This window comes from Streptomyces caelestis (genome assembly GCF_001279005.1).
Lineage (GTDB): Bacteria > Actinomycetota > Actinomycetes > Streptomycetales > Streptomycetaceae > Streptomyces > Streptomyces heliomycini.
Window position 1 is genome coordinate 17193 of record NZ_LGCN01000251.1, and the last position, 24304, is coordinate 41496.

The following is a 24304-nucleotide window of genomic DNA, read 5'->3' on the forward strand; positions in this document are numbered from 1 at the left end:
GGCCCGCACCGGCGCGGGGCACTGTGAGCGCCGGGCTGCGCACCGAGGTCAGGACGAGACCCGCGCCTCGGCGGCACGACTCGGGCCGGGAACCCGGGGAACGGAACGCCGCCGGGGAACCGTCGCACACCACAGCACACGCGCCGCCAGCAGCGCCGCCCCCACCAGCAGCCCGTTGCGCAGCACCAGCAGCGCGATCCCGAGCGCATCACTGGCCACGACATGGGCGAACCACACCGGAAACTCCAGCACCGTCACCAGCGAAGCAACCAGCACCAGCCCCACCGGCACCCCCATCCGGCTCCCGCGGAAGCACAGGCACACCGCCCCGAGCCCGACCAGCCACACCATGTACTGCGGACTGATCACCCGACTCGTCGTGGTGAACATCAGCACCGCCACGAACGCCGCGTCGGCCACGGTCCGCGCCTCGAAACGGACGGCCATCATCCGCCACAGCACCAGCCAGGCCAGCGCGGCCCCGCTGAGGAACAGCGCCCCCGTGCTCACCCAGCTCACGTACGGGCCGAGGAACTCGACCGAGCCGTAGTTGAGCAGCACCTCGCCGTCCCAGCCGTGGTGCCGGGCCACGTGGAAGACGAGCGCCCCCAGCGACTCCACCTCCGTCCCCCGGTCCCGCTGGAAGGACAGGAACGCGAACGCGCCCGGCATCAGCACGGCGAACAGGACGGCCACGCCGACACCGGTCCCCACGGCGCACACCCACGCACCACGCCGCCGCACCGCGAGCAGCAGCAGCGCCGGCCACACCTTCACCAGCGCCCCGAAACCGGCGAGCGCCCCCGCCGTCCGGGGATGCCGGCCGGCCGCCAGCAGCGCGGCCACGGCGACCGCGGTCACCATCACGTCGTAGCGCGCGTACACCGTCGGCCCGAGCAGCGGCACTCCCACCGCCCACACCCAGGCGCCGCGCGGCGACCGCCCGGGACGCCGGCCGGCGTACCCCAGCAGACACAGCGTGACCAGATCGGCGAGACAGGCCAGGACGAAGAACGCCGTGGCGTACTCCAGGAACGGCAGCAGGCCGGGGGAGAGGATCGCCAGGGCCGCGGCGGGCGGGTACTGCCAGGTGACGTCCTCCAGCGGGAACGTCCCGGTGCGCAGGACGTCGTACCAGCCCCGGTAGATGACCGACACGTCGCTGGTGACGTCCGGCCCGGGGAAGACGATCACCTTCAGGACGCACAGCGACAGCGCGGCCCGCGTCAGTGTCCACAGGAGCAGCAGCCAGGCGAGGGACCCCCGTGCGGCCGTCGTCTTCATCTGCTCCCTGCCCGTCCGGTGTGCGGTCGTGAGGGGCCATGATGTCCCGGACACCGGTGTACGTGCCACAGAGCACCGCCGCGGCGGACGGCGCACCCCCGTTCGGTAGGGTCGGCGGCGATGCACAAGACCCTGATCGTGACCAACGACTTCCCGCCCCGCCCCGGCGGCATCCAGGCGTTCCTGCACAACATGGCGCTGCGGCTCGACCCGGAGCGGCTCGTCGTCTACGCCTCCACCTGGAAGCGCTCCCGGGAGGGCGTCGAGGCGACCGCAGCCTTCGACGCCGAGCAGCCCTTCACCGTCGTACGCGACCGTACGACCATGCTGCTGCCCACCCCGGCCGCCACCCGGCGGGCCGTCGGGCTGCTGCGCGAGCACGGCTGCACCTCGGTGTGGTTCGGGGCGGCGGCGCCGCTCGGCCTGATGGCGCCGGCGCTGCGCCGGGCGGGCGCCGAGCGGATCGTGGCCACCACTCACGGCCACGAGGCCGGCTGGGCCCAGCTGCCCGCCGCGCGGCGACTCCTGTGCCGCATCGGGGACTCCACGGACACGATCACCTACCTCGGCGAGTACACGCGCTCCCGGATCGCCTCGGCGCTCACCCCCGGGGCCGCCTCGCGGATGGTGCAACTGCCGCCCGGGGTCGACGAGAAGACCTTCCACCCCGATTCGGGCGGCGCCGAGGTCCGCGCCCGGCTCGGGCTGACCGGCCGGCCGGTGGTCGTGTGCGTCTCCCGGCTGGTGCCGCGCAAGGGGCAGGACACGCTGATCCGGGCGATGCCCGCGATCCTGGCCGCCGAACCGGACGCCGTCCTGCTGATCGTCGGCGGCGGCCCCTACGAGAAGGACCTGCGCCGGCTCGCCAGGGACACGGGCGTCGCCGCCGCCGTCCGCTTCACCGGCTCCGTCCCCTGGTCCGAGCTGCCCGCCCACTACGGCGCCGGGGACGTCTTCGCGATGCCGTGCCGCACCCGGCGCGGGGGCCTGGACGTCGAGGGCCTCGGCATCGTCTACCTGGAGGCCTCCGCGACCGGCCTCCCGGTGGTCGCCGGCGACTCCGGCGGCGCCCCCGACGCGGTCCTCGACGGCGAGACCGGCTGGGTCGTCCCGGGCGACTCGGCCGACCAGACGGCCGACCGCGTCATCACCCTCCTGGGCGACGAGGAACTGCGCCGCAGGATGGGGCAGCGGGGCCGCGAATGGGTCGAGGAGAAGTGGCGCTGGGACCTGTTGGCCGAGCACCTGAAGAAGCTGCTCTGAGAACGCCCTCGGGGGCAGCTCCCCAGGGGCGCGGGGAACTGCGCGACAAGCCACAGACAACCCGCACCCGCCGACGGCGCTCAAGCGGCACCCCGAACTGCGCCCGCCTGCGCCCTACTTGGCGTAAATGGCCTCGATCTCGTGAGCGTAGTCCTTCGCCACGACGTTCCGCTTCAGCTTCAGCGACGGAGTCAAATGCCCCGACTCCTCGGTGAACTGCGCGGGCAGAACACGGAACTTCCGCACCGACTCCGCCTTGGACACCGCCGAGTTGCCGTCGTCGACGGCCGTCTGGATCGCCGCGAGCAGATCGGGATCCTCGCTCAGCGACTCCGCGGTCGACCCCGCCGGCTTCCCGTGCTCGGCGCACCACCGGCCCAGGAACTCCTCGTCGAGGGTGACCAGCGCACCCACGAACGGCCGCCCGTCGCCCACGACCATGCACTCCGCGACCAGCGCGTGCGCCCGGATCCGGTCCTCGATGACCGCCGGGGCGACGTTCTTGCCGCCCGCCGTCACCAGTATCTCCTTCTTGCGGCCGGTGATCCGCAGGTAACCGTCCTCGTCCAGGGTGCCGATGTCCCCCGTGTGGAACCAGCCGTCGGCCAGCGCCTCGGCGGTCGCGCCCGGGTTGTTCCAGTACTCCTTGAACAGGTGCTCGCCGTGCAGCAGCACCTCGCCGTCGTCCGCTATCCGGATCACCGAGCCGGGCAGCGGCTGGCCGACCGTGCCGATCTTCTGCCGGTCCCACGGGTTGAACGCGGTGGCCGCGCACGACTCGGTCAGCCCGTAGCCCTCCAGCACGCTGAAGCCGATGCCGCGGAAGAAGTGACCGAGGCGCTCGCCCAGCGGGGCGCCGCCCGAGATGGCGTACTCGCCGCGCCCGCCCAGCACCGCGCGCAGCTTGCCGTAGACCAGCTTGTCGAACACCTTGTGCTTGATCCTCAGGCCGAGCGACGGCCCGGACGGCGTGTCCAGCGCCCGGCTGTAGGCGATCGCCGCGTCCGCCGCCTTGTCGAAGATCTTCCCCTTGCCGTCGGCCTGCGCCTTGGCCCGCGCCGAGTTGTAGACCTTCTCGAACACCCGCGGCACGCCCAGGATCAGCGTCGGGCGGAACGCGGCCAGCTCGTCGGTGAGGTTCCTGATGTCGGGCACGCAGCCCAGCTTGATCGGCGCCATCATGGGCGCGATCTGCACCAGCCGGCCGAAGACGTGCGCGAGCGGCAGGAACAGCAGCACCGAGCACTCGCCCGTGCGGAACAGCGGACGCAGCCGCTCCACGATGTTGCCGCACTCGGCGAAGAAGCTGCGGTGGGTCAGCACACAGCCCTTGGGACGGCCCGTGGTGCCGGAGGTGTAGACGATGGTCGCCGGGTCGTCCGCCTTCGCGGACGAGCTGCGCTCCTCGACCGTCTCGTCGGTGACGTCCTGACCGAGCCGGTCCAGCTCCTCGATGCCGCCGGACTCGATCTGCCACAGGTTCTTCAGTGCGGGCAGCCGGTCGCGCACCGACTCCACCGTCGCCGCGTGGGCGTCGAGCTCCACGAAGCAGGCGGTGGCGCCGGAGTCGCCGAGGATCCACGCCACCTGCTCCGCCGAGCTGGTCTCGTACACCGGCACGGTCACCGCGCCGGCGCTCCAGATCGCGAAGTCCAGCAGCGTCCACTCGTAGCGGGTGCGGGACATCAGGCCGACCCGGTCGCCGGGCTGCACACCGGCGGCGATCATGCCCTTGGCGGCCGCCCGCACCTCCGCCAGGAAGGCGGTGGCCGTCACGTCCTGCCAGGTGCCGCCCGCCTTGCGGGCGATGACGGCGACGTCGGGGTGCTGCGCGGCGTTTCTGCGGACGATGTCGGTGAGATTTCCGTCCGCGGGGACCTCGTACAAAGCCGGAAGGCTGAACTCGCGCAAGACTGCTGCTCCTCTTAGGGCGCCGGCGCCACGACGTTGTGCGATGCGACGGTGCGGTCCAAGGCTCGGGCGGGTGCTCGCGAATTCACAAGTTGAAATCCCGAGCACGACTGGACTGCCCGGACGTTACCCGCCGGTACGGCGTTGACGACAGGGGGTCCCGGCGAGATGTTCGCTGCGTCACACAGCTTGGTGTTTCATTGCGCACAGTAGTCCACCCCGGAACCGACGAGCCAGTAACCGCAGGTAGGCCCGACATTGTCCCCGTGTGCCCTACACGCTTACGCTTGATCGCCATGTCATCGACACCCGGCGGGACCCCGCGCACACGCGTCCACGTGGTCAGCGACGTGCACGGCAACGCCCGCGACCTGGCCCGGGCCGGCGAGGGCGCCGACGCCCTGATCTGCCTGGGCGACCTGGTGCTCTTCCTCGACTACGCCGACCACTCGCGCGGCATCTTCCCCGACCTGTTCGGCGAGGAGAACGCCGACCGCATCGTGGAGCTGCGCACCGCCCGCCGCTTCGAGGAGGCGCGCGAGTTCCAGCGCCGGCTGTGGGCGGGCATCGGCGCGGACAAGGCCGCCGCGATCGAGAAGGGGGTGCGCAAGCAGTACGCCGAGCTGTTCGCCGCGTTCCCCACGCCGACGTACGCGACGTACGGCAACGTCGACGTGCCGCCCCTGTGGCGGGAGTACGCGGGCCCCGGCACGACCGTGCTGGACGGGCAGCGGGTGGAGATCGGCGGCCGGACCTTCGGCTTCGTCGGCGGCGGCCTGCGCACGCCGATGCGCACGCCGTACGAGATCGACGACGAGGAGTACGCGGCGAAGATCGAGGCCGTGGGCGAGGTCGACGTGCTGTGCACGCACATCCCGCCGGAGGTGCCCGAGCTGGTCTACGACACCGTCGCGCGCCGCTTCGAACGCGGCAGCCGGGCCCTGCTGGACGCCATCCGCCGCACCCGGCCCCGCTACTCCCTGTTCGGACACGTCCACCAGCCGCTGGTGCGGCGGATGCGGATCGGCGCCACCGAGTGCGTGAACGTGGGGCACTTCGCGAGCAGCGGGCGGCCCTGGCGGCTGGAATGGTGACGACGTCCCAGGTCGGGTGAGTTGTGCGGGCCGCACGCGCGGTAGCCTTCCGCTGCACGCGCGTGCGCTGTGCGCCCGGCGCACAGCGACGACTACCGGCCCGCATCTGGAGGAGCCACGGCGATGGCGGAACACACCAGCTCGAGCATCACGATCGAGGCGGCGGCGGCCGACGTCATGGGGGTGATCGCCGACTTCGCCCGCTACCCGGACTGGACCGGTGAGGTGAAGGAGGCGGAGGTCCTCAAGACCGACGGTCAGGGCCGCGCCGAGCAGGTGCGTCTCGTCATGGACGCCGGCGCGATCAAGGACGACCAGACCCTGGCGTACACCTGGACCGGGCAGCACGAGGTCTCGTGGACCCTGGTGAAGTCCCAGATGCTCCGCTCCCTGGACGGCTCCTACCTCCTCGCCCCGGCCGGCCCCGGCGCCACCGAGGTCACCTACCGCCTGACCGTCGACGTCAAGATCCCCATGCTCGGCATGATCAAGCGCAAGGCCGAGAAGGTCATCATCGACCGCGCCCTGGCCGGCCTGAAGAAGCGCGTGGAGTCGGGCCCGAAGTAGCGGAGCCGCGGGCCGTCGTGCCTCCCCCAGCGCCTCGAAGGCCTGGGAGGCGCCCCCGGGGCGACGGGGGAGGCGCCCCGCAGGCGCGGGCGAGCGAAACCCGTCCCCCGCCCGGCGTCCGTTACGGTTCACACCCATGCGCACCCTCCTGATCACGGGCCCCGGCGGCAGCGGCCGCACCACCACCGCCGCCGCCACCGCGCTCACGGCAGCCCGCGAGGGCGCCCGCACCCTGCTGCTGGGCACCGACCGGACGGACACCATCGGCCCCGTCCTGGGCGGCGGTACCGCACCGGGCCTCACGGTGAGGCACATCGACCCCGACGCCGACTTCCGCACCGACCTCGCCGCCCTCCAGAACCGGGCCGCCTCCGCCCTGGACCTCCTCGGCGCCTCCCGACTCGAACCCGAGGAGATCGCCCCGCTCCCCGGCGCCGAGGAACTCGCCACCCTGCGCGCCCTGCGCGACGCCGCGCTGGCGGAGGACGCCTACGACCTCGTCGTCGTGGACCTCCCGCCCACCCCGCGCGCCCTCTCCCTCCTCGCCCTGCCCGAGGAACTCCGCCGCTACCTGCGCCGCCTCCTTCCGCCCGAACGGCAGGCCGCCCGCGCCCTGCGTCCTATGCTCGGCCGCCTCGCCGGCGTCCCCATGCCCGCGGAGTGGCTGTACGAGGCGGCGGCCCGCCTGGACCTCCAGCTGGCCGCCGTGGAGGCCGTGCTCGCCGACCGCGCCACCGTCGTACGCCTGGTCGCCGAGCCGGGACCCGCCGGCGCCGACGCCGTGCGCACCGCGGCCCTCGGACTCGCCCTGCGCGGACTGCGCACCGACGCGCTGGTCGCGACCCGCGTCCTGCCGGAGAGCGAGGCGGACGGCTGGCTGGCCGGGCCCGTGGCCCAGCAGCGCAAGACCCTGGACGAGTGGCAGGAGTCGTACGCCGTCCACCCGGTCGCCCACCTGGGCCGCGACCCGCGCGGCACCGACGACCTCACCGCGCTCGCCGTGCCCGGCGCCGGGACAAAACCGGGCGGCGCCACCCGGTGGCCGGTGGAGGACCGGCTCGCCGACGACGGCGTCCTCGTCTGGCACGTCCCCCTGCCGGGCGCCCGCCGCGACGCACTCGACCTGATCCGGCGCGGCGACGAGATCGTCGTCACCGCCGGACCGTTCCGCCGCGTCGTCCCGCTGCCCTCCGCGCTGCGCCGCTGCACCGTCGCCGGCGCCGCCCTGCGCGAGGGCGAGCTGCGCATCCGCTTCCGGCCGGATCCGGAGCTGTGGCCGCGCACCCGCTGAAGCGCCGACGGCCGTTCGGGTAACGTCGAAGGTGCCATCCGCAGTCAGGAGCCCGTCATGAGCGAACAGCTCCCCCCGCCCGACGACGCCGGGGACGAGACCGTCGACAAGCCGGTGGACGACGTACGGGCCGCCGAGACCCACGCCGACGCCTGGGCGACCGCCGCCGCCGAGGACCTGGAGGCGGAGAGGGCCCGCCGCCGCGACCGGCACGGGCCGCCCCCCGGCTCCGCCGCCGAGGAGCTGAGGAAGTTCGTCGACGCGGTCGCCGACAAGCTCTCCGGTCTGCAGTCCCCGCTGTTCGGCGCCGTAGCCGGACCGGCCGCGCAGCAGGTGGTGCGACAGGTCGTCCAGCAGGCGAAGGCCGCCGTCGAACCCGTCATCGAACGCAACCCCGACGTCTTCGACCACCTCGCCGCCGCCGGCAACGAACTCCTCGCCGCCTACCGCTCCGCCGCACAGGGCCAGGAACGCCGCTGGACGGCCCGCGAGTCCGACCCCCGCGACCTCGATGAGCGCCGGGACCGGGGCGACGACCCCGGCACCGGCCCCGGCGAGCACATCGACCTGGACTGACGCGGGGCCCCGGCGGGGCGCCCATGATCCCCGCCGGACCGCTCACCGTGCGGACGCCGGGCTCCCGAGGGCAGCGCCTCGGGTACCGTTGGCGGTAGCGGGGCTCGACCGGAACTGAGGGATTCATGGGACTCACCATCGGCGTCGACATCGGCGGCACGAAGATCGCGGCCGGCGTGGTCGACGAGGAAGGCAACATCCTCTCGACCCACAAGGTGCCGACCCCGGGCACGCCCGAGGAGATCGTGGACGCCATCGCCTCCGCGGTGGAAGGAGCGCGCACCGGACACGACATCGTCGGCGTGGGCATCGGTGCGGCCGGGTACGTCAACCGCCAGCGCTCGACGGTGTACTTCGCGCCCAACATCGACTGGCGCAACGAGCCGCTCAAGGAGAAGGTCGAGGCCCGCACGGGTCTCCCGGTCGTCGTGGAGAACGACGCCAACGCCGCCGCCTGGGGCGAGTACAAGTTCGGCGCGGGCGCCGGCCACCGCAACGTCATCTGCATCACGCTCGGCACCGGCCTCGGCGGCGGAGTGATCATCGGCAACAAGCTGCGCCGCGGCCACTTCGGCGTGGCCGCCGAGTTCGGTCACATCCGCATGGTGCCGGACGGCCTGCTGTGCGGCTGCGGCTCGCAGGGCTGCTGGGAGCAGTACGCCTCCGGCCGCGCCCTCGTCCGCTACGCCAAGCAGCGTGCCAACGCCACCCCCGAGAACGCCGAGACCCTGCTCTCCCTCGGCGACGGCACCCCCGAGGGCATCGAGGGCAAGCACGTCTCCATGGCCGCCCGTCAGGGCGACCGGGTGGCCGTGGACTCCTACCGGGAGCTGGCCCGCTGGGTCGGCGCCGGCCTCGCCGACCTGGCCTCCCTCTTCGACCCCTCCGCGTTCATCGTCGGCGGCGGCCTCTCCGACGAGGGCGAACTGGTCCTCGGCCCGATCCGAAAGTCCTACAAGCGCTGGCTGGTCGGCGGCAACTGGCGCCCGGTCGCCGACGTCCTCGGCGCGCAGCTGGGCAACAAGGCGGGCCTGGTCGGCGCGGCCGACCTGGCCCGGGAGCCCGACCCGGTCATGTGACACCCCTGCCCGCGCGCACGGCCGCGCCCGCCCGGCCCCTTCGGGGACGGCGGGCGCGGCCGTGTCCGGCGGAGGGCGCGCCCGGTGCGGAGTCGAAAGCCGAAGGAAACCCTGCCGTGAGCAGCATCGTCCGTTTCTTCGTGGCGTCGCCGTCGGACGCGACCGCTTCGCGGGCGCGGGGACCGAACGCATCGCTCCGGTCGGTCACGTACGGGAACTTCGACGCCGAGGAGGCACTGCTGGACTGGGAGTCCCGCCTGACCGGCGGCACCTTCGACCGGCTCCTCGAAGGGGGTGGCCCCGAAGTCGTCGCCGAGGACGAGGGAGGGCCCACCGTGTTCCTGCTGTCCGACGCGCTGCTGGGGGAGCTCGCCTCCCTGTCGGACGTCCGGATCGGTGACACGGCGGCCTGGTGGACGGAGAAGAAGGCGCGGGACGGGTTCCCGATCGACCTGCCCGTCGCTCTGCGGATCCTCCAGGACGTCGTCCGGCTGGTCCGCGAGGAGAGGCCGGCCGGAGAGAACGTCTACTGCTGGACGGGCTGACGGCAGGTGCGGCGGAAGCCGCGGGTTCCCCGGGCGTGTGCGGCGCCGACCCGCGCCGCGTCGTGCCGGTCGGCGTATCTTGATCCGCATGGCGACGACTCCGCTGCTGCCCGACTCCCGGACCGCGTCCGACGGTTCGGCCGTCATCCGGGTGCTGAGCTACAACATCCGTTCGATGCAGGACGACACCGGCGCCCTCGCGCGGGTGATCACCGCCTGTGCCCCCGACCTCGTCCTGCTCCAGGAGGCGCCGCGGTTCTTCCGCTGGCGCAAGAAGCTGGCCCGGCTCGCCTCGGAGACGGGCCTCGTCGTCCTCACCGGGGGCGCCACCGCCGCCGGCCCGGCGATCCTGTGCTCGCTGCGGGCCACCGTCGAGCGCACCGAGGACGTGCTGCTGCCGCTCACACCCGGACGGCACCGGCGCGGGTTCGCCACCGCCGTCGTGCGGTTCGGGGGCGCCCGGCTCGGGGTGCTGAGCTGTCACCTGTCGCTGGAGAAGGACGAGCGGTACGAACAGGGCGGCATGCTCCTCGACCGGCTCGCCGGGATGGGGGTCGAGCACGCGGTCGCGGGCGGGGACCTCAACGAACGGCCGGACGGACGTACCTTCCGGCGGCTCGCCGGGTCGCTCACCGACTGCTGGGCCGCCGCTCCCTGGGGCGGTGAGCACACCTGGGTCCACAGCGGACCCCACCGGCGGATCGACGCCCTCTTCGCCACCAAGGGCGTCGAGGTGCTGGGCTGCGGGGTTCCGCTCGAGCAGCCCGGGGTGGGCGCGGCGGACCTGCGGGCGGCCACGGACCACCTTCCGGTCCTGGCCGCCCTCCGGGTCCCCGCCGTCTGAACGGCCCTCAGACCACCGCGCCCCGCCCCGGATCGTCGTCGTCCTCGTCGTCCGTGCGCATGCGCACCACCAGCGTGGCGAAGCCGCCCAGGAAGCCGCCGATGCACAGGGTGGTCAGCCACCAGGTCATCTCCCAGCCGAGCAGGATCGCCAGCAGGAGGAGGACCGGGCCGCCCAGCACGCCGAGCCAGGCGAACTTCGACGTGACGTCGGCGTCCGGCAGCGGGGGCGGCTCCGGCGGGACGAAGTGGCCCTCGTCGGTCTCGTCGAGATCGTCCTCCGACGGTTCGGCCACGCTGTAGTCGCGCGGGCCGCCGACGCCGGGCGCGAAGGAGACGGAGCCGCCCAGCGGCTTGGCCGGCTTGTCCTCGGTCTTCCGGGGAGTCGCCGCCTCCACCTCGCCCTCGTTCGTCTCGGCCTCCAACAGCGCCAGGTCCTCCACCGACTTGAACGGCTTGGCGCCCGCCGGGTCCGGCGGCTCCTCGCCGTACCCGGCGACGATCGCCTCCCACGCGGCGGCCTCGTCGAAGGGGACCCCCTTCTCCTCCGGCTCGTGGTCCTCGCGGTCCTCGCGGTCCGAGTCGTGCTCAGCCACCTGCGGTCGTCCCTTCCTCGCCGAGAGCGGGCTCCTTGACGGCGCCGGGTGCGAGCCGGCCGATGAACGCGGTGCTCTCCCGGAAGATCCGCTCCGCGTCATGGTCCAACGTCGCCACGTGGTAGCTCTGTTCCAGCAGGATCTCCGTGACGTCCGTCGACGACACCCGGCCGAGGATCCGCGCCGAGTCCGCGGGCGGCACCACGTGGTCCTGCGGGCTGCGCATCAGCAGCAGGGGCTGGGTGACCCGGGGCAGCTCGCCGTCCACGAGCCGGAAGAAGTTCCGCAGCGAGTGCGCCGCGTGCAGCGGCACCCGGTCGTAGCCGAGCTCCCTGCTCAGCGGCTTCGCGATGTCGCTCGCGATGCCCTTCGTCGCGGGGACGAGATGGCGGAGCACCGGAAGGGCGTGCGCGGCCACCCCGTGCACCTTGTTCGCGGGGTTGACGAGTGCGACGCCCTGAACCGCCTCCCCGTGCCGCGCGGCCAGCCGCAGCGCCAGGGCGCCGCCCATCGACAGCCCGGCGACGAAGACCCGCTCGCGGCGGTCCAGCAGCAGCCGCAGCTCGCGCTCCACCTCCGCGTACCAGTCCTGCCAGCCGGTGACCGAGAGGTCCTGCCAGCGGGTGCCGTGCCCGGGCAGCAGCGGCAGTGAGACGGTCAGGTCGCGTGCGGCGAGGTGCTCCGCCCAGGGGCGCAGCGACTGCGGTGAACCGGTGAAGCCGTGGCAGAGGAGGACGGCGGTCTCCCCGCCCTCGTGGCGGAACGGCTCGGCTCCGGTCAGGAGCGGCACCTTCGGCCTCCTGTTCGTAGGAAGGTCACGATGATCGCGGCAGGCGCCGCACACGGGTTGCAGGACCTTCACCGTACGCGACCGCACTGACACCGACCAGGGCCGTCGGGTCCATTGACGGTGCTCCGGGATATGGTCTGACCAACACGCACAGGAGGCACTCGGTTGTTGTACGGCACGATGAAGGTCGCCATCGGAGGGCCGCTGAAGCTCGCCTTCAGGCCCTGGGTGGAGGGCCTGGAGAACATCCCCGCCGAGGGCCCGGCCGTCCTGGCCAGCAACCACCTGTCGTTCTCCGACTCCTTCTTCCTGCCGGCCGTGCTGGACCGCAAGGTCACCTTCATCGCCAAGGCCGAGTACTTCACCACCCCGGGCGTGAAGGGCCGGCTGACGGCCGCCTTCTTCAAGGGCGTGGGCCAGCTCCCGGTGGACCGCTCCGGCGCGCGCGGCGCGGGCGAGGCGGCGATCAGGAGCGGCATCGAGGTGCTGGAGCGCGGCGAGCTGTTCGGCATCTACCCGGAGGGCACCCGCTCGCCCGACGGCCGCCTCTACCGGGGCAAGCCCGGCGGCCTCGCGCGCGTGGCGCTGGCCACCGGGGCGCCCGTCATCCCGGTCGCCATGATCGACACGGAGAAGATCCAGCCGCCCGGACAGGTGATGCCGAAGCTGATGCGGCCCGGCATACGGATCGGCAGACCGCTGGACTTCAGCCGCTACCAGGGCATGGAGCACGACCGCTTCGTGCTCCGCGCGGTGACCGACGAGGTCATGTACGAGATCATGAAGCTGTCCGGCCAGGAGTACGTCGACATGTACGCCACCGCCATGAAGCGGCAGCTCTCGGAGGCGGCCAAGGCCGAGAAGGAGGCGGAGAGGGCGGCGAAGGCCGCGCTCGCCCGCGCGGAGAAGGAACAGGCCGAGAAGCTGAAGGCCGCGATGGAGCAGGCCGACCGGCAGCAGCGGAACGGGCGACGGTCCGGCCCCTAGACGGGGGATCGGGGGAGTGGGGGACATGGCCAGGCGCGAGCGAGTCATGCGCATGTCGGTCGAGCAGCCGCTGTGGCGCGCGCTCACCGGTTACCGGATCCTCGCCCTGGTGTACGCCGTCGGTCTGTTCGCGACCGGCTACGAGGAGTTCCCCCGCCCCTGGCTCGCCGTCGGCTACTTCGCCGTCCTCGCGGTGTGGACCCTGGCCACCCTGCCCAGGACCGCGAGCGAGGCCGCCTGCACCAGGCGCTTCCTCACCGCCGACCTGACCGTCGCGATCGTCGGCATCCTGCTCACGCCCCTCGCCGACGCGCCCGAGCGCATCCACGAGGGCGGCCCGACCCTGCCGTCCATCTGGACCGCCGGATCGGTGCTCGCGTTCGCCGTCAAGGGCGGCTGGCGCTGGGCGGCCCTCGCCTCCACCCTCGTCGCCGTCGCCAACCTGATCGAACGCGGCGCCCCCGTCCGCGACACCGTGCACAACGTGATCCTCGTATGGGTCGCCTCCATCGCCATCGGCTACGTCGTCGAGGTCGCCCGCGCCTCCGAGCGCACCCTCGCCCGCGCCCTGGAGATCGAGGCCGCGACCAGGGAGCGGGAGCGGCTCGCGCGGGACATCCACGACAGCGTGCTCCAGGTGCTGGCCATGGTGCAGCGCCGGGGCGCGGTGATCGGCGGCGAGGCCGCCGAACTGGGCCGGCTGGCCGGGGAGCAGGAGATCGCCCTGCGCACCCTGGTCTCCGGCGGACTCGTCCCCGTCTCCCGGGCCTCGGAGGACGCCGCCGAGGGCGCCGTCGTACGGGCCGTGGACGAGGACGACGCCGAGGACGACGAGCCGGTCGACCTGCGCGCCCTGCTCGCCCCCCACGCCGGATCCCTGGTCAGCCTCGCCGAGCCGGGAGCGCCGGTGCGGCTGGCGCCGGCCGCCGCGCGGGAGGTGGCCGCCGCCGTCGGGGCCGCCCTGGACAACGTCCGCAGGCACGCCGGTCAGGAGGCGCGCGCCTGGATCCTGGTCGAGGACGAACCGGACGAGGTGATCGTCACCGTCCGCGACGACGGCCCCGGCATCCCCGAGGGCCGGCTCGCCGAGGCCGAGGGCGAGGGCCGGCTCGGCGTGGCGCTGTCCATCCGGGGCCGGCTGCGCGACCTCGGCGGCAGCGCGGAACTGATCTCGGTGCCGGGGCAGGGCACGGAGGTCGAACTGAAGGTGCCCAAGGGCGCGAAGGAAGCGGACCACCCGCGGGGGAAGGCGGAACGGCGATGACGGACGGCACCGGGAACCACGAGGACCCGATCAAGGTCATGGTGGTCGACGACCACCCCATGTGGCGCGACGCCGTCGCCCGCGACCTCTCCGAGTCCGGCTTCGAGGTCGTCGCCACCGCCGGCGACGGCGACCAGGCGGTGCGCCGCGCCAAGGCCGTCGCACCCGACGTCCTCGTCCTCGACCTGAACCTGCCCGGCAAGCCGGGCGTCCAGGTCTGCAAGGAGGTCGTCGCCGCGAACCCCGCGGTGCGGGTGCTCGTGCTCTCGGCGAGCGGCGAGCACGCCGACGTCCTGGAGGCGGTGAAGTCCGGCGCCACCGGCTACCTGCTGAAGTCCGCCTCCACCGAGGACCTGCGGGACGCGGTGCGCCGTACGGCCGTCGGCGACCCGGTGTTCACCCCCGGCCTGGCCGGACTGGTCCTCGGCGAGTACCGCCGCCTCGCCTCCGAACCGGCGGGACCCGCCCCCGCCGACGGCGAACCGGGGGCGCCCCGGCTGACCGACCGCGAGACCGAGGTGCTGCGCCTGGTCGCCAAGGGCCTCAGCTACAAGCAGATCGCCGAACGGCTCGTCATCTCCCACCGCACGGTGCAGAACCACGTGCAGAACACCCTCGGCAAGCTCCAGCTGCACAACCGCGTCGAGCTCGTCCGCTACGCCATAGAGCGCGGCCTCGACGACGCGTAGCGCGCCCCCGTGCCTGCCCCGAACGGCTCAGGGGCACCCGTATATTCGCGCATACGGCAACACAACCCCCGGAGGGAACCGTGGAGATCCTGGCGTTCGGAGTGCAGGCCGACGAGAAGCCCCTGGTCGAGCGGGCCTTCGCGGGCCACCACGAGGTGCGCGGCCTCGACGTCTTCCTCAACGCGGACACCGCCCCCATCGCCGCGGGGCACGAGATCATCTCCACCAGCGTCAACTGCGACCTCGGCGCCGAGGTGCTGTCGGACCTCGCGGCCGGCGGCACCCGGATGGTCGCCCAGCGCTCCACCGGCTTCAACAACATCGACCTGGAGGTCGCCGAGCGGCTCGGCATGACGATCGCCCGGGTGTCGTCCTACTCGCCCTACTCGGTCGCCGAGTTCGCCTGGACGCTCGCCATGGCCGTCAACCGCCGGGTCGTCCGCGCCTCCACCCGCACCCGCGACTTCGACTTCCGGCTCGACGGACTGATGGGCCGCGACCTGCACGGCCGCACCGCCGGGATCGTCGGCACCGGGAAGATCGGCGAGGCGTTCGCCCGGATCGCCCACGGCTTCGGCATGCGGCTGCTCGGCTGGGACGTCGCCGAGAACCCCGCCTGCCTGGACCTCGGCATGACCTACGTCCCCAAGGAACAGCTCCTCGCCGAGTCCGACCTGATCAGCCTGCACGTCCCGCTGCTGCCCGCGACCCAGCACCTCATCGACGCCGACGCCCTGAAGGCGATGCGGGACGACGCGATCCTGGTGAACTCCAGCCGGGGCGGCCTCATCGACACCGCGGCCCTCGTCGACGAGCTGCGCGAGGGCCGCTTCACGGGCGTCGGCCTGGACGTGTACGAGGCGGAGGCGGGACTGTTCTTCCTCGACAAGTCCCTGCAGGCCGTCGACGACGACACCCTGGCCCGCCTCGTCACGTTCCCGAACGTCCTCGTCACGTCCCACCAGGCGTACTACACCGTGGACGCCGTCGGGCAGATCGTCGAGACCACGGTGAACAACGTCCTCGACTACACCGCCGGCCGCCGCTCCGAGAACGTCCTGGCGCCCCGCAGCTGACCCACCAGCTCGCGGACGACCGCCGCGCCGTTCAGGGTCAGCACCGACTCGGGGTGGAACTGCACCCCGGCGAAGCCCTCCCCGCGCAGCGCGTGCACCTCGCCGTTCGCGGCGCGGCTCACCTCGACGCCGTGCGCGGCCAGCTCCCGCGCGGCGTCCTCGTCGCAGTGCGCCACGAAGCTGTTGTAGAAGCCGACCGTCTCCGGCCGCCCGAACAGGTCGATCTCCGTCTGCGCCCCCTGGTACGGCACGTCCTTGCGGACGATCTCCAGGCCCAGCTCGGCCGCGATCAGCTCGTGGCCGAGGCAGACCCCGAGGACGCCGTGCCGGTTCCCCCTGATCACCTCGGCGGTCAGCGCGCGCAGGAACCGCATCTTCGGGTCGGCCGTGTCGGACGGGTCGCCCGGCCCGGGACCCAGCACCAGCGGCCCCTCGTGCCCGAGCACCGCCTCCCGCAGCCCGGGCTCGTCGTACCGCCGGACGGTCACGTCCAGGCCGGCGGCGCGCAGCACGTGGGCGAGCATCGCGGTGAAGGCGTCCTCCCCGTCGACGACCAGGGCGTGCCCGGTCAGCGCGTCCGACCGCTCCTGCATCCGCAGCCAGAACGGCGCCAGGGAGGCCCGCCGCCCGTCCAGCGCCGCCCGCACCCGGGGGTCGTCGGCCAGCCCCGGCCGTGCGGACTCCTCGCGCGGGCGCCCGGGGCGCACCCCCAACGCGGCCAGCACCCCGGCCGCCTTGGCGTGGGTCTCCGCGACCTCGCCCGCCGGGTCCGAGCCGCGCACCAGCGTGGCCCCGACCGGCACCCGCAGCCGTCCGGCCGCGTCGATGTCGGCGGTGCGGATCAGGATGGGGGAGTCCAGTGTCTGGGCCCCGCCCTCGTCGCGGCCGACGAGGGCCAGCGCGCCCGCGTAGTAGCGGCGCCCGCCCACCTCGTGCCGTTCGATCACCCGGCAGGCGTTCTGCACCGGCGACCCGGTGACGGTCGCCGCGAACATGGTCTCCTTCAGCACCTCGCGCACGTCCAGCGAGGACCGGCCGCGCAGCTCGTACTCGGTGTGCGCGAGGTGCGCCATCTCCTTCAGCCGGGGCCCGACCACGACCCCGCCCCTGTCGCCGACGGTGCACATCATCTTGAGCTCCTCGTCGACGACCATCGACAGCTCCTCGATCTCCTTGCCGTCGGCGAGGAACTCCAGCAGGTGCTCCGGGGTCGGCCCCCCGTCCGGATAGCGGTAGGTGCCGCTGATCGGGTTCATCACGACCGTCCCGCCGGACGCCCGGACGTGCACCTCGGGGCTGGCCCCGACCAGCGTCCGGTCCCCGGTGTGGACGACGAACGTCCAGTACGCGCCCCGTTCGCCCTCGAGCAGCCGCCGGAACAGCGCGAGCGCGTCGGCCCGTCCGAACCCGGGGATCTCACCCTCGTACGTCCTGCGGATCACGAAGTTGGCGCCCTCGCCCCGTCCGATCTCCTCGTCCAGCACCCGCCCGACGATCCGCGCGTACTCCTCGTCGCCGACGTCGAAGCCGCCGCCCTCCACCCGGACGTCGTGCGCGGGGAGCCGGTCGAGGGCCTCGGCGAGCGGGACCTCGCAGCGCTCCTCGGGCGTCAGCACCAGCAGCGGGGTGCCGTCGTCGCGGACGTCGAAGCCGCGCTCGCGGATCTGCCGGAAGGGGACGACCGCCAGGCACTCGTCGGGCAGGTCGGCCAGGCGGTCACGGGTGCCGACCGGGCCGACCAGCAGCTCGACCACGGTGTGGTCGTGGCCCGGCGTGCGGCGGCGCAGCAGGGCGAAGGGGCGTTCGTCGTGCGGAAGCTGTGCCAGGTCCATGGTGGGTGTCCCTCGTCTCGTCGCTGTCGTGAGCGTGAGGAACGACCCCGGGAAACACCGAAGGCCGCCCCTCGGGCGGCCTTCGCGAAGTCTGTGCGTACGCGCAGTCAGTGGGCCGCCGGAGAAGCGGGCCACCACCAGTTCTGGATCGAGTGCGCGAACATGGCAGGCACGCTACACGATGCGATGCGTGACGTGTGCGGTTCCGTGTCGTTGCCACAGACGATGTTCCCCGCCGACGCGGGGATGGTCCCCGGCCGAAGACCCTGCTTCGGACGGGCGCAGTTCGCTCCCCGCAGCGGCGGAGCGGCTCTCGTCTCATTTGCTGAGCGTCGGGATGGACAGCCGATGCGACCGCGTACTGTGGGGCGTGTGACCGTGAACGCTGATTCTCAAAGCGTCGCCGCTCAGGCGACCTGGCGAAACCTGCCTGCGGCGCAGCAGCCCGAGTACCCGGATGCCGAGGCTCTGCGCGATGTGATCGCCGAGCTCGAAACGTATCCCCCGCTGGTGTTCGCCGGCGAGTGCGACCAGCTGCGCGCGCGCATGGCGGCCGTTGCGCGAGGTGAGGCGTTTCTGCTCCAGGGCGGTGACTGTGCCGAGTCCTTCGACGCGGTGTCCGCCGAGCACATTCGGGCGAAGTTGAAGACCCTCCTTCAGATGGGCGCCGTCCTCACCTACGCCGCCTCCGTGCCGGTCGTGAAGGTCGGGCGGATCGCCGGCCAGTACTCCAAGCCGCGCTCCAAGCCCACCGAGACCCGCGACGGCGTGACGCTGCCCACCTACCGGGGCGACTCCGTCAACGGGTTCGACTTCACCGAAGAGGCCCGGATCCCGGACCCCGAGCGGCTGAAGCGCATGTACCACGCGTCGGCGTCCACGCTGAACCTGGTGCGCGCCTTCACCACCGGCGGCTACGCCGACCTGCGCCAGGTGCACGCCTGGAACCAGGACTTCGTGAAGTCGTCGCCGTCCGGCCAGCGCTACGAGCAGCTCGCCCGGGAGATCGACAACGCGCTGAACTTCATGCGGGCCTGCGGCACCGACCCGGAGGAGTTCAAGACCGTCGAGTTCTTCTCCTCGCACGAGGCGCTGCTGCTCGACTACGAGTCCGCGCTCACCCGTGTCGACTCGCGCACCGGACAGCTCTACGACGTCTCCGGGCACATGGTGTGGATCGGTGAGCGCACCCGGCAGCTGGACCACGCGCACGTCGAGTTCGCCTCGAGGATCCGCAACCCGATCGGCATCAAGCTCGGCCCGGCCACCACGGCCGAGGAGGCGCTGCAGTACATCGAGCGCCTCGACCCCGAGCGCGAGCCCGGCCGGCTCACCTTCATCGTCCGGATGGGCGCGGACAGGATCCGCGACAAGCTGCCCGAGCTGGTCGAGAAGGTCACCGCGTCCGGCGCCACCGTGGCCTGGGTGACCGACCCGATGCACGGCAACACCTTCGAGGCGGCCTCCGGTCACAAGACCCGCCGCTTCGACGACGTGCTCGACGAGGTCAAGGGCTTCTTCGAGGTCCACAAGGGCCTCGGCACGCACCCGGGCGGCATCCACGTGGAGCTCACCGGCGACGACGTCACCGAGTGCGTGGGCGGCGGCGACGAGATCTTCGTCGACGACCTGCACCAGCGCTACGAGACGGCCTGTGACCCGCGGCTCAACCGCAGCCAGTCGCTCGACCTGGCGTTCCTCGTCGCGGAGATGTACCGCGACCAGTAGTCGGTGAGACCGGACAAGGGGTGGGGCGTGTATCACACCGGATCGCGCCCCGCCCCTCTTCTGTGCCCTTCGGGCGGCAGGTAAGGTTAGGTTTGCCTTACCGGCTGAGGGCCGGGACGGCTCGGCCCCGTACCTTCCCGAGAGGTGAACCGCGTGTTCGTCTGCAGTTGCTTCGGTGTGACCGAGGAACAGGTGAGGAGTCACGCGGACGCCGGAGCGTGCACGCCCCGGCAGATCGCCTCCGCCTGCAAGGCCGGCACCGACTGCGGCGGCTGCGTACGGCGCATCCAGGCGCTGCTCGGCCGCGGCTCCCGCCCGCGCCGGCAGCTCGTCGACCAGGGCGGGCGGCCGCTCACGGCGAAGCTCCCGGAAGCCGCCTAGTCCCGTCTCCCGGGATCCTCCTAGCGCGTCGAGAAGCCGCTCGTCCCCGGACCCGATGCATCGGGCTGGGACTGTTCGACGACCGTCGACAGATACAGCGACTCGCCCAGCTTCTCGATCAGGTCCAGCTGGGTGTCCAGGTAGTCGATGTGGTGCTCCTCGTCGGCCAGGATCGCCTCGAAGACGTTGGCCGAGGTGATGTCGCCCTTGGTGCGCATGACCTCCACCCCGCGGCGCAGCCGGTCGATCGCCTCGAGCTCGATCTCCCGGTCGGCCTGGAACATCTCGGTCACGGTCTGCCCGACCCGCACGTGGAACAGTCGCTGGTAGTTCGGCAGGCCGTCGAGCAGCAGGATGCGGTCGGTGAGCACCTCGGCGTGCCGCATCTCGTCGAAGGACTCGGCGCGCGTGTACTCGGCGAGTTTCGTCCAGCCCTTGTGGTCCTGCAGCTTCGAGTGCAGGAAGTACTGGTTGACCGCCGTGAGCTCGGCGGTCAGCTGCTCGTTCAGGAATTCGATGACCTCGGGGTCGCCCTGCATCGCATGGGCTCCTTCCGCGCGGGGGGACTGGCGGGTTGGAGCGCATGATTGCACCGGCGGAGAAGATCGTCCAGTAAGTCATCACTTAGTAAGTAAGTCCGAGCTTGATGGTGTATGTACCTGTTTGACCGAATCTGAGGGGCCCGGTTCAGGGGCATCGCCACCGGTCTGTCAGGATGGAGACATGGGTCAGCCGGCGGAACGCGAATCGGGGGAGCGCGCATCAGGAGGAGCGGCGCGGTTCGATCTCCCGCCGGGTCAGCGACTGCAGAAGGGCTGGCCGGTCACGCACTACGGACCGGTCCCCAAGTTCCGGCCCGAACGCTGGGAGTTCCGGGTCTTCGGCGCCACCGCCGACGGTGAGAAGCACTGCTGGAACCACGAGGAGTTCACGGCCCTGCCGTACACCACGGTCGAGGCCGACCTGCACTGCGTCACCAAGTTCAGCATGGTCGGCGCCGAGTGGGGCGGGATCCCGGCGCGCACCGTGGTGGACATCGCCCCGCCCGCGCCGGACGTCACCCATGTGATGGTCTGGGCGGAGTACGGGTTCAGTTCCAACCTGCGGCTGGCCGACTTCACCTCCGAGCGCGCCCTCTTCGCCACCCACAAGGACGGCGAGCTGCTCACCGCCGAGCACGGCTTCCCGCTGCGGCTGATCGTCCCCCACCTGTACGCCTGGAAGGGCCCCAAATGGGTGCGCGGCGTGGAGTACATGACCGCCGACCGCCGGGGCTTCTGGGAGGAGCGCGGCTACCACAACGTCGGCGACCCCTGGAAGGAGCAGCGCTACTCCTACCAGGAGGAGCCCGGGGAGGGCCCCGAGCTCTGACCGCCGTACGGTCTCAGGAGCTCCGCAGCTTCTTCAGCCGCTCCACGTCCGCGGCGTGCCCCTCCTTGCCGCCGGGCGTCTCGAGGACCAGCGGGACGCCCTCGGTCGCCGGGTGCGTCATCAGCGCCCGGAACGGTTCCTCGCCGATGTGTCCCGCGCCAATGTTCGCGTGCCGGTCCTTGTGGGCGCCGACCACATCCATGGAGTCATTGGCGTGGATCAGCTTCAGTCGGCCCTCGCCCACCGTGTCCACCAGCAGGTCCAGCGTCCGGTGCATCCCGTCGGGCCCGGTCAGGTCGTGGCCGGCCGCGAAGACGTGGCAGGTGTCCAGGCAGACGCCCAGCTTCGGATGGGCGTCCAGCGCCTCGAAGTACGGCCCGAAGTCCCAGGTTCGTGAGCACAGCGAGGAGCCCTGTCCCGCCGTCGACTCCAGCAGCAGGAACGGGTCGTCGTCATGGGTGAGCTCGTCGAGCAGCGGCAGCATGTGCTCCCGCACCTGCCTCAGCGCCACCGGCCGCTCCCGCCCGCCGGTCGCACTGCCGGTGTGCACCACCACGCCCAGCGCGCCGATCTCCCGGCCGCGCCGCAGCGAGTGCCGCAGCGACTCCACGGACCGCTCGACGGTCGCCTCGGTGTGGGAGCCGAAGTTGATCAGATACGGGGCGTGCACGTACGCCGGGATCGACCGTTCCGTACAGGCCGCGCGAAACGCCTCGTCCTGCTTCGGATTGCCGGCCGGGGTGGCCCAGCCGCGCGGATTGGCGACGAAGACCTGCACGGTCTCGGCGCCCAGCTCACGGGCGTAGGACAGGCCGACGGAGTGCAGGCCGCCGGCCACGGGCACATGGCCGCCGACCGGGTTGCGGGCGGGGCCGGACAGGTGACTCTTCACCCGTCAAGGGTGCCACGCGCGCCGGCCCCGTCCGTCAGCGGATCTCGATGGTGATCGTCGAGCCCTTGGGCGCGGTGTCCCCGCCGTCCACGGACTGCCCTCTGACGGTGTCGCCGAACAGTCCGAGCAGTCCGCGGTCCTCGTCCACGTCGAACCCGGCGTCCTTCAGCTTCTCCTTGGCCTCGTCCACGCTGTCGCCGACCACGTCCGGCACCTCGATCATCTCCGGGCCCTTGGACAGGGTCAGCGTCACGGTGTCGCCCTCGGCGACCTGCCGTCCCGCGCCCGGGGTCTGCCGGGCCACCCGGCCGGCGTCGTGCTCGGAGTCGACCCGCTCGGCGGCGATCTTCACCTCGAGACCGGCCTCCTCCAGCCCCGCGCGGGCGTCCTCCGCGTCGTCGCCGGTCACGTCCGGCACGTCCACCGGACTGCCCTTGCTCACGGTCAGCGCCACGGCGGAGCCCGCGCGGACCTCGGTGCCCTTGCCCGGCTTCGTGGAGATCACCGAGCCCCGGGCCACGGTCCCGCTGAACTCCCGGGTCACCATGCCCGGCTCCAGGCCGTCGTCCTCGAGCAGGTCCCGCGCCTTGTCCAGCGGGTAGCCGTCGAGGTCGGGCACCCGCACGGTCCGCGGGCCCTTGGAGAGGGTCAGCGACACCGAGTCGTCGCCGCGGATGCGGGCGCCCGTCTTCGGGTCGGTGCTGATCACCGTGTCCCGCTCCACGGTGTCGCTGTACGCCTCCTCCACCCGGCCGGTGTCCAGCCCGGCGTCCGCCAGCCGCTCCCGGGCCTCCTGCTCGGTCTTCCCCAGGAGCGGCGGGACCTTGGTGAACTGGCCGGAGTTGATGTACCAGATGCCCGTGCCGGCCCCGAGGACCAGCAGCACGGCCACGACGATCGCCATCGGCCCGCGCCGCAGCGCCGTCCGGCGCCGGGGCGGCAGCGGTGCCGGGGACCGGAACCGGCTGGTGCGGTGCACGGGGTCCGCGGCCCCGTCCTCGTCGACGGGCAGCGGGCGGGGGACCGTCAGCGAGCGCGGGATGACGCTCGTACGGTCCTCGGCGTTGTCGTGCTCCGGCGCCAGCGCCTGCGGCGGCACCGCGTCGAACTGCTCGTCGGTGAGCCGGCCGCGCCCCGCGCGGACCTGCGCGAGCAGCGCCACCGCGTCGTGCGGACGGACCTCGGGGTTGCGCGCGGTCGCCGACGCGACCAGCTCGTCCAGCTCGTACGCCATGCCGGGCACGGCGGCCGACGGGGCCGGCACGTCGTCGTGCAGGTGCTTGTAGAGCACGATCGCGGGGGAGTCGCCGTCGTGCGGCTTCTCGCCGGTCAGCATCTCGTACAGCAGGATGCCGCAGGCGTAGACGTCCACACGCGGGTCGGCGGTGCCGTTCTCGATCTGCTCCGGGGCCAGGTACGAGACCGTGCCCAGTACGGTGCCCGTGGTGTTCGTCACCGAGTCCACGGCGCGGACCAGCCCGAAGTCGGCGACCTTGACCCGGCCGTCGTCCCCTATCAGCACGTTCTCGGGCTTCATGTCGCGGTGCACGAACCCGGCCCGGTGCGCGGCGCCGAGCGCGGCCAGCACCGGCTCCAGGATGTCCAGTGCGGCGCGCGGCTGGAGCGCCCCGCGCTCGCGCAGCACGTCGCGCAGGGTGCAGCCGGCGATGTACTCCATGGCCAGGTAGACGTACGCCCCGTCGGTGCCCTGGTCGAAGACCTGCACCACGTTCGGGTGGGCCAGCCGGGCGACCGACTTCGCCTCGCGGATGAACCGCTCGACGAACGAGCCGTCGGCCGCGAGGGAGGGGTGCATCACCTTGAGCGCGAGGACGCGGTCCAGGCGGGTGTCCACGGCCCGGTAGACCGTGGCCATCCCGCCGACCGCGATCCGCGCCTCGACGCGATACCGGCCGTCGAGCACCTGCCCGACCAGAGGGTCCTGAAGGGTCGTGTCCACGCAGCGAGTCTACGAGCCCCCACCGACACCCCCGCCCCGTTCGTCCCCCGTTGAAGCGGACCTGTGACGTGTATCGCGCCACCGCCACCGCGGGCACCCCTGCCGCGCGACTACGGGCGCCGGCTCCGCGTCACCGCGGGCAATCGCGCCTCCTCCAGTGCCTCAAGGGCCTTGGGAGGCACCCCCAGGGCGAGGGGGCCCCTCCGCTCGAGCGAAGTCGAGAGCAGGGGGCGCCCCGCGAGCGCCGGTGGGCGAACCCCACCCCCGCCCGCCCGAAGCCCCGGC

At 72.5% G+C, this 24304-nt stretch carries 24 protein-coding genes; 15 read left to right on the top strand and 9 right to left on the bottom strand.

Annotation, left to right across the window (positions count from 1 at the left end):
* Window positions 1-48: 48 nt before the first annotated feature.
* A complete protein-coding gene (locus ADK41_RS34110) occupies window positions 49-1284 on the bottom strand; it encodes a glycosyltransferase family 87 protein (RefSeq protein WP_030820506.1) in 1236 nt (411 codons plus the stop codon).
* Between the two features lie 120 nt (window positions 1285-1404).
* Between ADK41_RS34110 and ADK41_RS34115 the strand changes: the two genes are divergently transcribed.
* The gene (locus ADK41_RS34115; protein ID WP_030820512.1) at window positions 1405-2547 is read left to right on the top strand and encodes a glycosyltransferase family 4 protein; all 1143 of its coding nucleotides are present in this window, start codon (window positions 1405-1407) and stop codon (window positions 2545-2547) included.
* A gap of 114 nt (window positions 2548-2661) precedes the next feature.
* Here the strand turns inward: ADK41_RS34115 and ADK41_RS34120 are convergent, their stop codons facing one another.
* The gene (locus tag ADK41_RS34120; RefSeq protein WP_030820514.1) at window positions 2662-4458 is read right to left on the bottom strand and encodes an AMP-dependent synthetase/ligase; all 1797 of its coding nucleotides are present in this window, start codon (window positions 4456-4458) and stop codon (window positions 2662-2664) included.
* Between the two features lie 296 nt (window positions 4459-4754).
* Here ADK41_RS34120 and ADK41_RS34125 point away from each other — a divergent pair, with 296 nt between their 5' ends.
* The 7 genes from ADK41_RS34125 (at window position 4755) to ADK41_RS34155 (ending at window position 10454) form a co-directional block, all read left to right on the top strand.
* Window positions 4755-5552 carry a metallophosphoesterase family protein gene (locus ADK41_RS34125; RefSeq protein ID WP_030820516.1) on the top strand — a complete coding sequence of 266 codons (798 nt, stop codon included), beginning with the start codon at window positions 4755-4757 and terminating at the stop codon, window positions 5550-5552.
* Window positions 5553-5675: 123 nt separating this feature from the next.
* A complete protein-coding gene (locus ADK41_RS34130) occupies window positions 5676-6119 on the top strand; it encodes an SRPBCC family protein (protein ID WP_030820518.1) in 444 nt (147 codons plus the stop codon).
* Window positions 6120-6255: 136 nt separating this feature from the next.
* On the top strand, window positions 6256-7410 hold the full coding sequence (locus ADK41_RS34135; protein WP_030820520.1) for an ArsA family ATPase: 1155 nt from the start codon (window positions 6256-6258) through the stop codon (window positions 7408-7410).
* Window positions 7411-7467: 57 nt separating this feature from the next.
* Window positions 7468-7986 (top strand): DUF5304 domain-containing protein, encoded by a 519-nt coding sequence (locus tag ADK41_RS34140; protein WP_030820522.1) that lies wholly within the window; start codon window positions 7468-7470, stop codon window positions 7984-7986.
* Between the two features lie 125 nt (window positions 7987-8111).
* Window positions 8112-9065 (top strand): ROK family glucokinase, encoded by a 954-nt coding sequence (locus ADK41_RS34145; RefSeq protein WP_030820524.1) that lies wholly within the window; start codon window positions 8112-8114, stop codon window positions 9063-9065.
* Window positions 9066-9181: 116 nt separating this feature from the next.
* Window positions 9182-9610, top strand: coding sequence for a hypothetical protein (locus ADK41_RS34150; RefSeq protein WP_030820525.1), 429 nt, complete (start codon window positions 9182-9184; stop codon window positions 9608-9610).
* A gap of 88 nt (window positions 9611-9698) precedes the next feature.
* Entirely contained in the window at window positions 9699-10454 is a 756-nt protein-coding gene (locus ADK41_RS34155) for an endonuclease/exonuclease/phosphatase family protein (protein ID WP_030820526.1), read from the top strand.
* A gap of 7 nt (window positions 10455-10461) precedes the next feature.
* Here the strand turns inward: ADK41_RS34155 and ADK41_RS34160 are convergent, their stop codons facing one another.
* Complete coding sequence (locus ADK41_RS34160) at window positions 10462-11049, bottom strand: hypothetical protein (protein ID WP_030820527.1); 588 nt, start codon at window positions 11047-11049, stop codon at window positions 10462-10464.
* On the bottom strand, window positions 11042-11839 hold the full coding sequence (locus ADK41_RS34165; RefSeq protein ID WP_030820533.1) for an alpha/beta hydrolase: 798 nt from the start codon (window positions 11837-11839) through the stop codon (window positions 11042-11044). The genes ADK41_RS34160 and ADK41_RS34165 overlap by 8 nt, the downstream gene beginning before the upstream one ends.
* 180 nt (window positions 11840-12019) lie before the next feature.
* Here ADK41_RS34165 and ADK41_RS34170 point away from each other — a divergent pair, with 180 nt between their 5' ends.
* The 4 genes from ADK41_RS34170 to ADK41_RS34185 all read left to right on the top strand — a co-directional run bounded on the left by ADK41_RS34170 (window position 12020) and on the right by ADK41_RS34185 (window position 15855).
* The gene (locus ADK41_RS34170; RefSeq protein ID WP_037803569.1) at window positions 12020-12826 is read left to right on the top strand and encodes a lysophospholipid acyltransferase family protein; all 807 of its coding nucleotides are present in this window, start codon (window positions 12020-12022) and stop codon (window positions 12824-12826) included.
* 25 nt (window positions 12827-12851) lie between these two features.
* On the top strand, window positions 12852-14090 hold the full coding sequence (gene macS, locus ADK41_RS34175) for a MacS family sensor histidine kinase (protein ID WP_030820538.1): 1239 nt from the start codon (window positions 12852-12854) through the stop codon (window positions 14088-14090).
* Window positions 14087-14779, top strand: coding sequence for a response regulator (locus ADK41_RS34180; RefSeq protein ID WP_030820540.1), 693 nt, complete (start codon window positions 14087-14089; stop codon window positions 14777-14779). Before macS ends, ADK41_RS34180 begins: the two co-directional genes overlap by 4 nt.
* Window positions 14780-14859: 80 nt before the next feature.
* Window positions 14860-15855: a 2-hydroxyacid dehydrogenase gene (locus ADK41_RS34185; RefSeq protein ID WP_030820542.1), complete on the top strand. Its 996-nt coding sequence runs from the start codon at window positions 14860-14862 to the stop codon at window positions 15853-15855.
* On the opposite strand, the gene ADK41_RS34190 is transcribed toward ADK41_RS34185, so the two are convergent.
* Window positions 15807-17687, bottom strand: coding sequence for an anthranilate synthase family protein (locus tag ADK41_RS34190; RefSeq protein WP_030820543.1), 1881 nt, complete (start codon window positions 17685-17687; stop codon window positions 15807-15809). The two genes, ADK41_RS34185 and ADK41_RS34190, sit on opposite strands and share 49 nt — an antisense overlap.
* A gap of 107 nt (window positions 17688-17794) precedes the next feature.
* Complete coding sequence (locus ADK41_RS44420; RefSeq protein ID WP_106429155.1) at window positions 17795-17851, bottom strand: trp operon leader peptide; 57 nt, start codon at window positions 17849-17851, stop codon at window positions 17795-17797.
* A 184-nt stretch (window positions 17852-18035) separates the two neighbouring features.
* Between ADK41_RS44420 and ADK41_RS34195 the strand changes: the two genes are divergently transcribed.
* Both ADK41_RS34195 and ADK41_RS34200 read left to right on the top strand, forming a co-directional pair.
* Window positions 18036-19415 carry a class II 3-deoxy-7-phosphoheptulonate synthase gene (locus ADK41_RS34195; RefSeq protein ID WP_078661814.1) on the top strand — a complete coding sequence of 460 codons (1380 nt, stop codon included), beginning with the start codon at window positions 18036-18038 and terminating at the stop codon, window positions 19413-19415.
* A gap of 144 nt (window positions 19416-19559) precedes the next feature.
* A complete protein-coding gene (locus ADK41_RS34200) occupies window positions 19560-19796 on the top strand; it encodes a (2Fe-2S)-binding protein (protein WP_234318601.1) in 237 nt (78 codons plus the stop codon).
* A gap of 20 nt (window positions 19797-19816) precedes the next feature.
* Here the strand turns inward: ADK41_RS34200 and bfr are convergent, their stop codons facing one another.
* Window positions 19817-20335 (bottom strand): bacterioferritin, encoded by a 519-nt coding sequence (bfr, locus tag ADK41_RS34205; protein WP_030820546.1) that lies wholly within the window; start codon window positions 20333-20335, stop codon window positions 19817-19819.
* A gap of 184 nt (window positions 20336-20519) precedes the next feature.
* Between bfr and ADK41_RS34210 the strand changes: the two genes are divergently transcribed.
* A complete protein-coding gene (locus ADK41_RS34210) occupies window positions 20520-21167 on the top strand; it encodes a sulfite oxidase-like oxidoreductase (protein WP_030820547.1) in 648 nt (215 codons plus the stop codon).
* A gap of 13 nt (window positions 21168-21180) precedes the next feature.
* Here ADK41_RS34210 and ADK41_RS34215 read toward each other — a convergent pair whose 3' ends face one another.
* Complete coding sequence (locus tag ADK41_RS34215) at window positions 21181-22059, bottom strand: deoxyribonuclease IV (protein ID WP_030820548.1); 879 nt, start codon at window positions 22057-22059, stop codon at window positions 21181-21183.
* A 34-nt stretch (window positions 22060-22093) separates the two neighbouring features.
* On the bottom strand, window positions 22094-24019 hold the full coding sequence (pknB, locus tag ADK41_RS34220) for a Stk1 family PASTA domain-containing Ser/Thr kinase (RefSeq protein WP_030820551.1): 1926 nt from the start codon (window positions 24017-24019) through the stop codon (window positions 22094-22096).
* Between the last annotated feature and the right edge of the window lie 285 nt (window positions 24020-24304).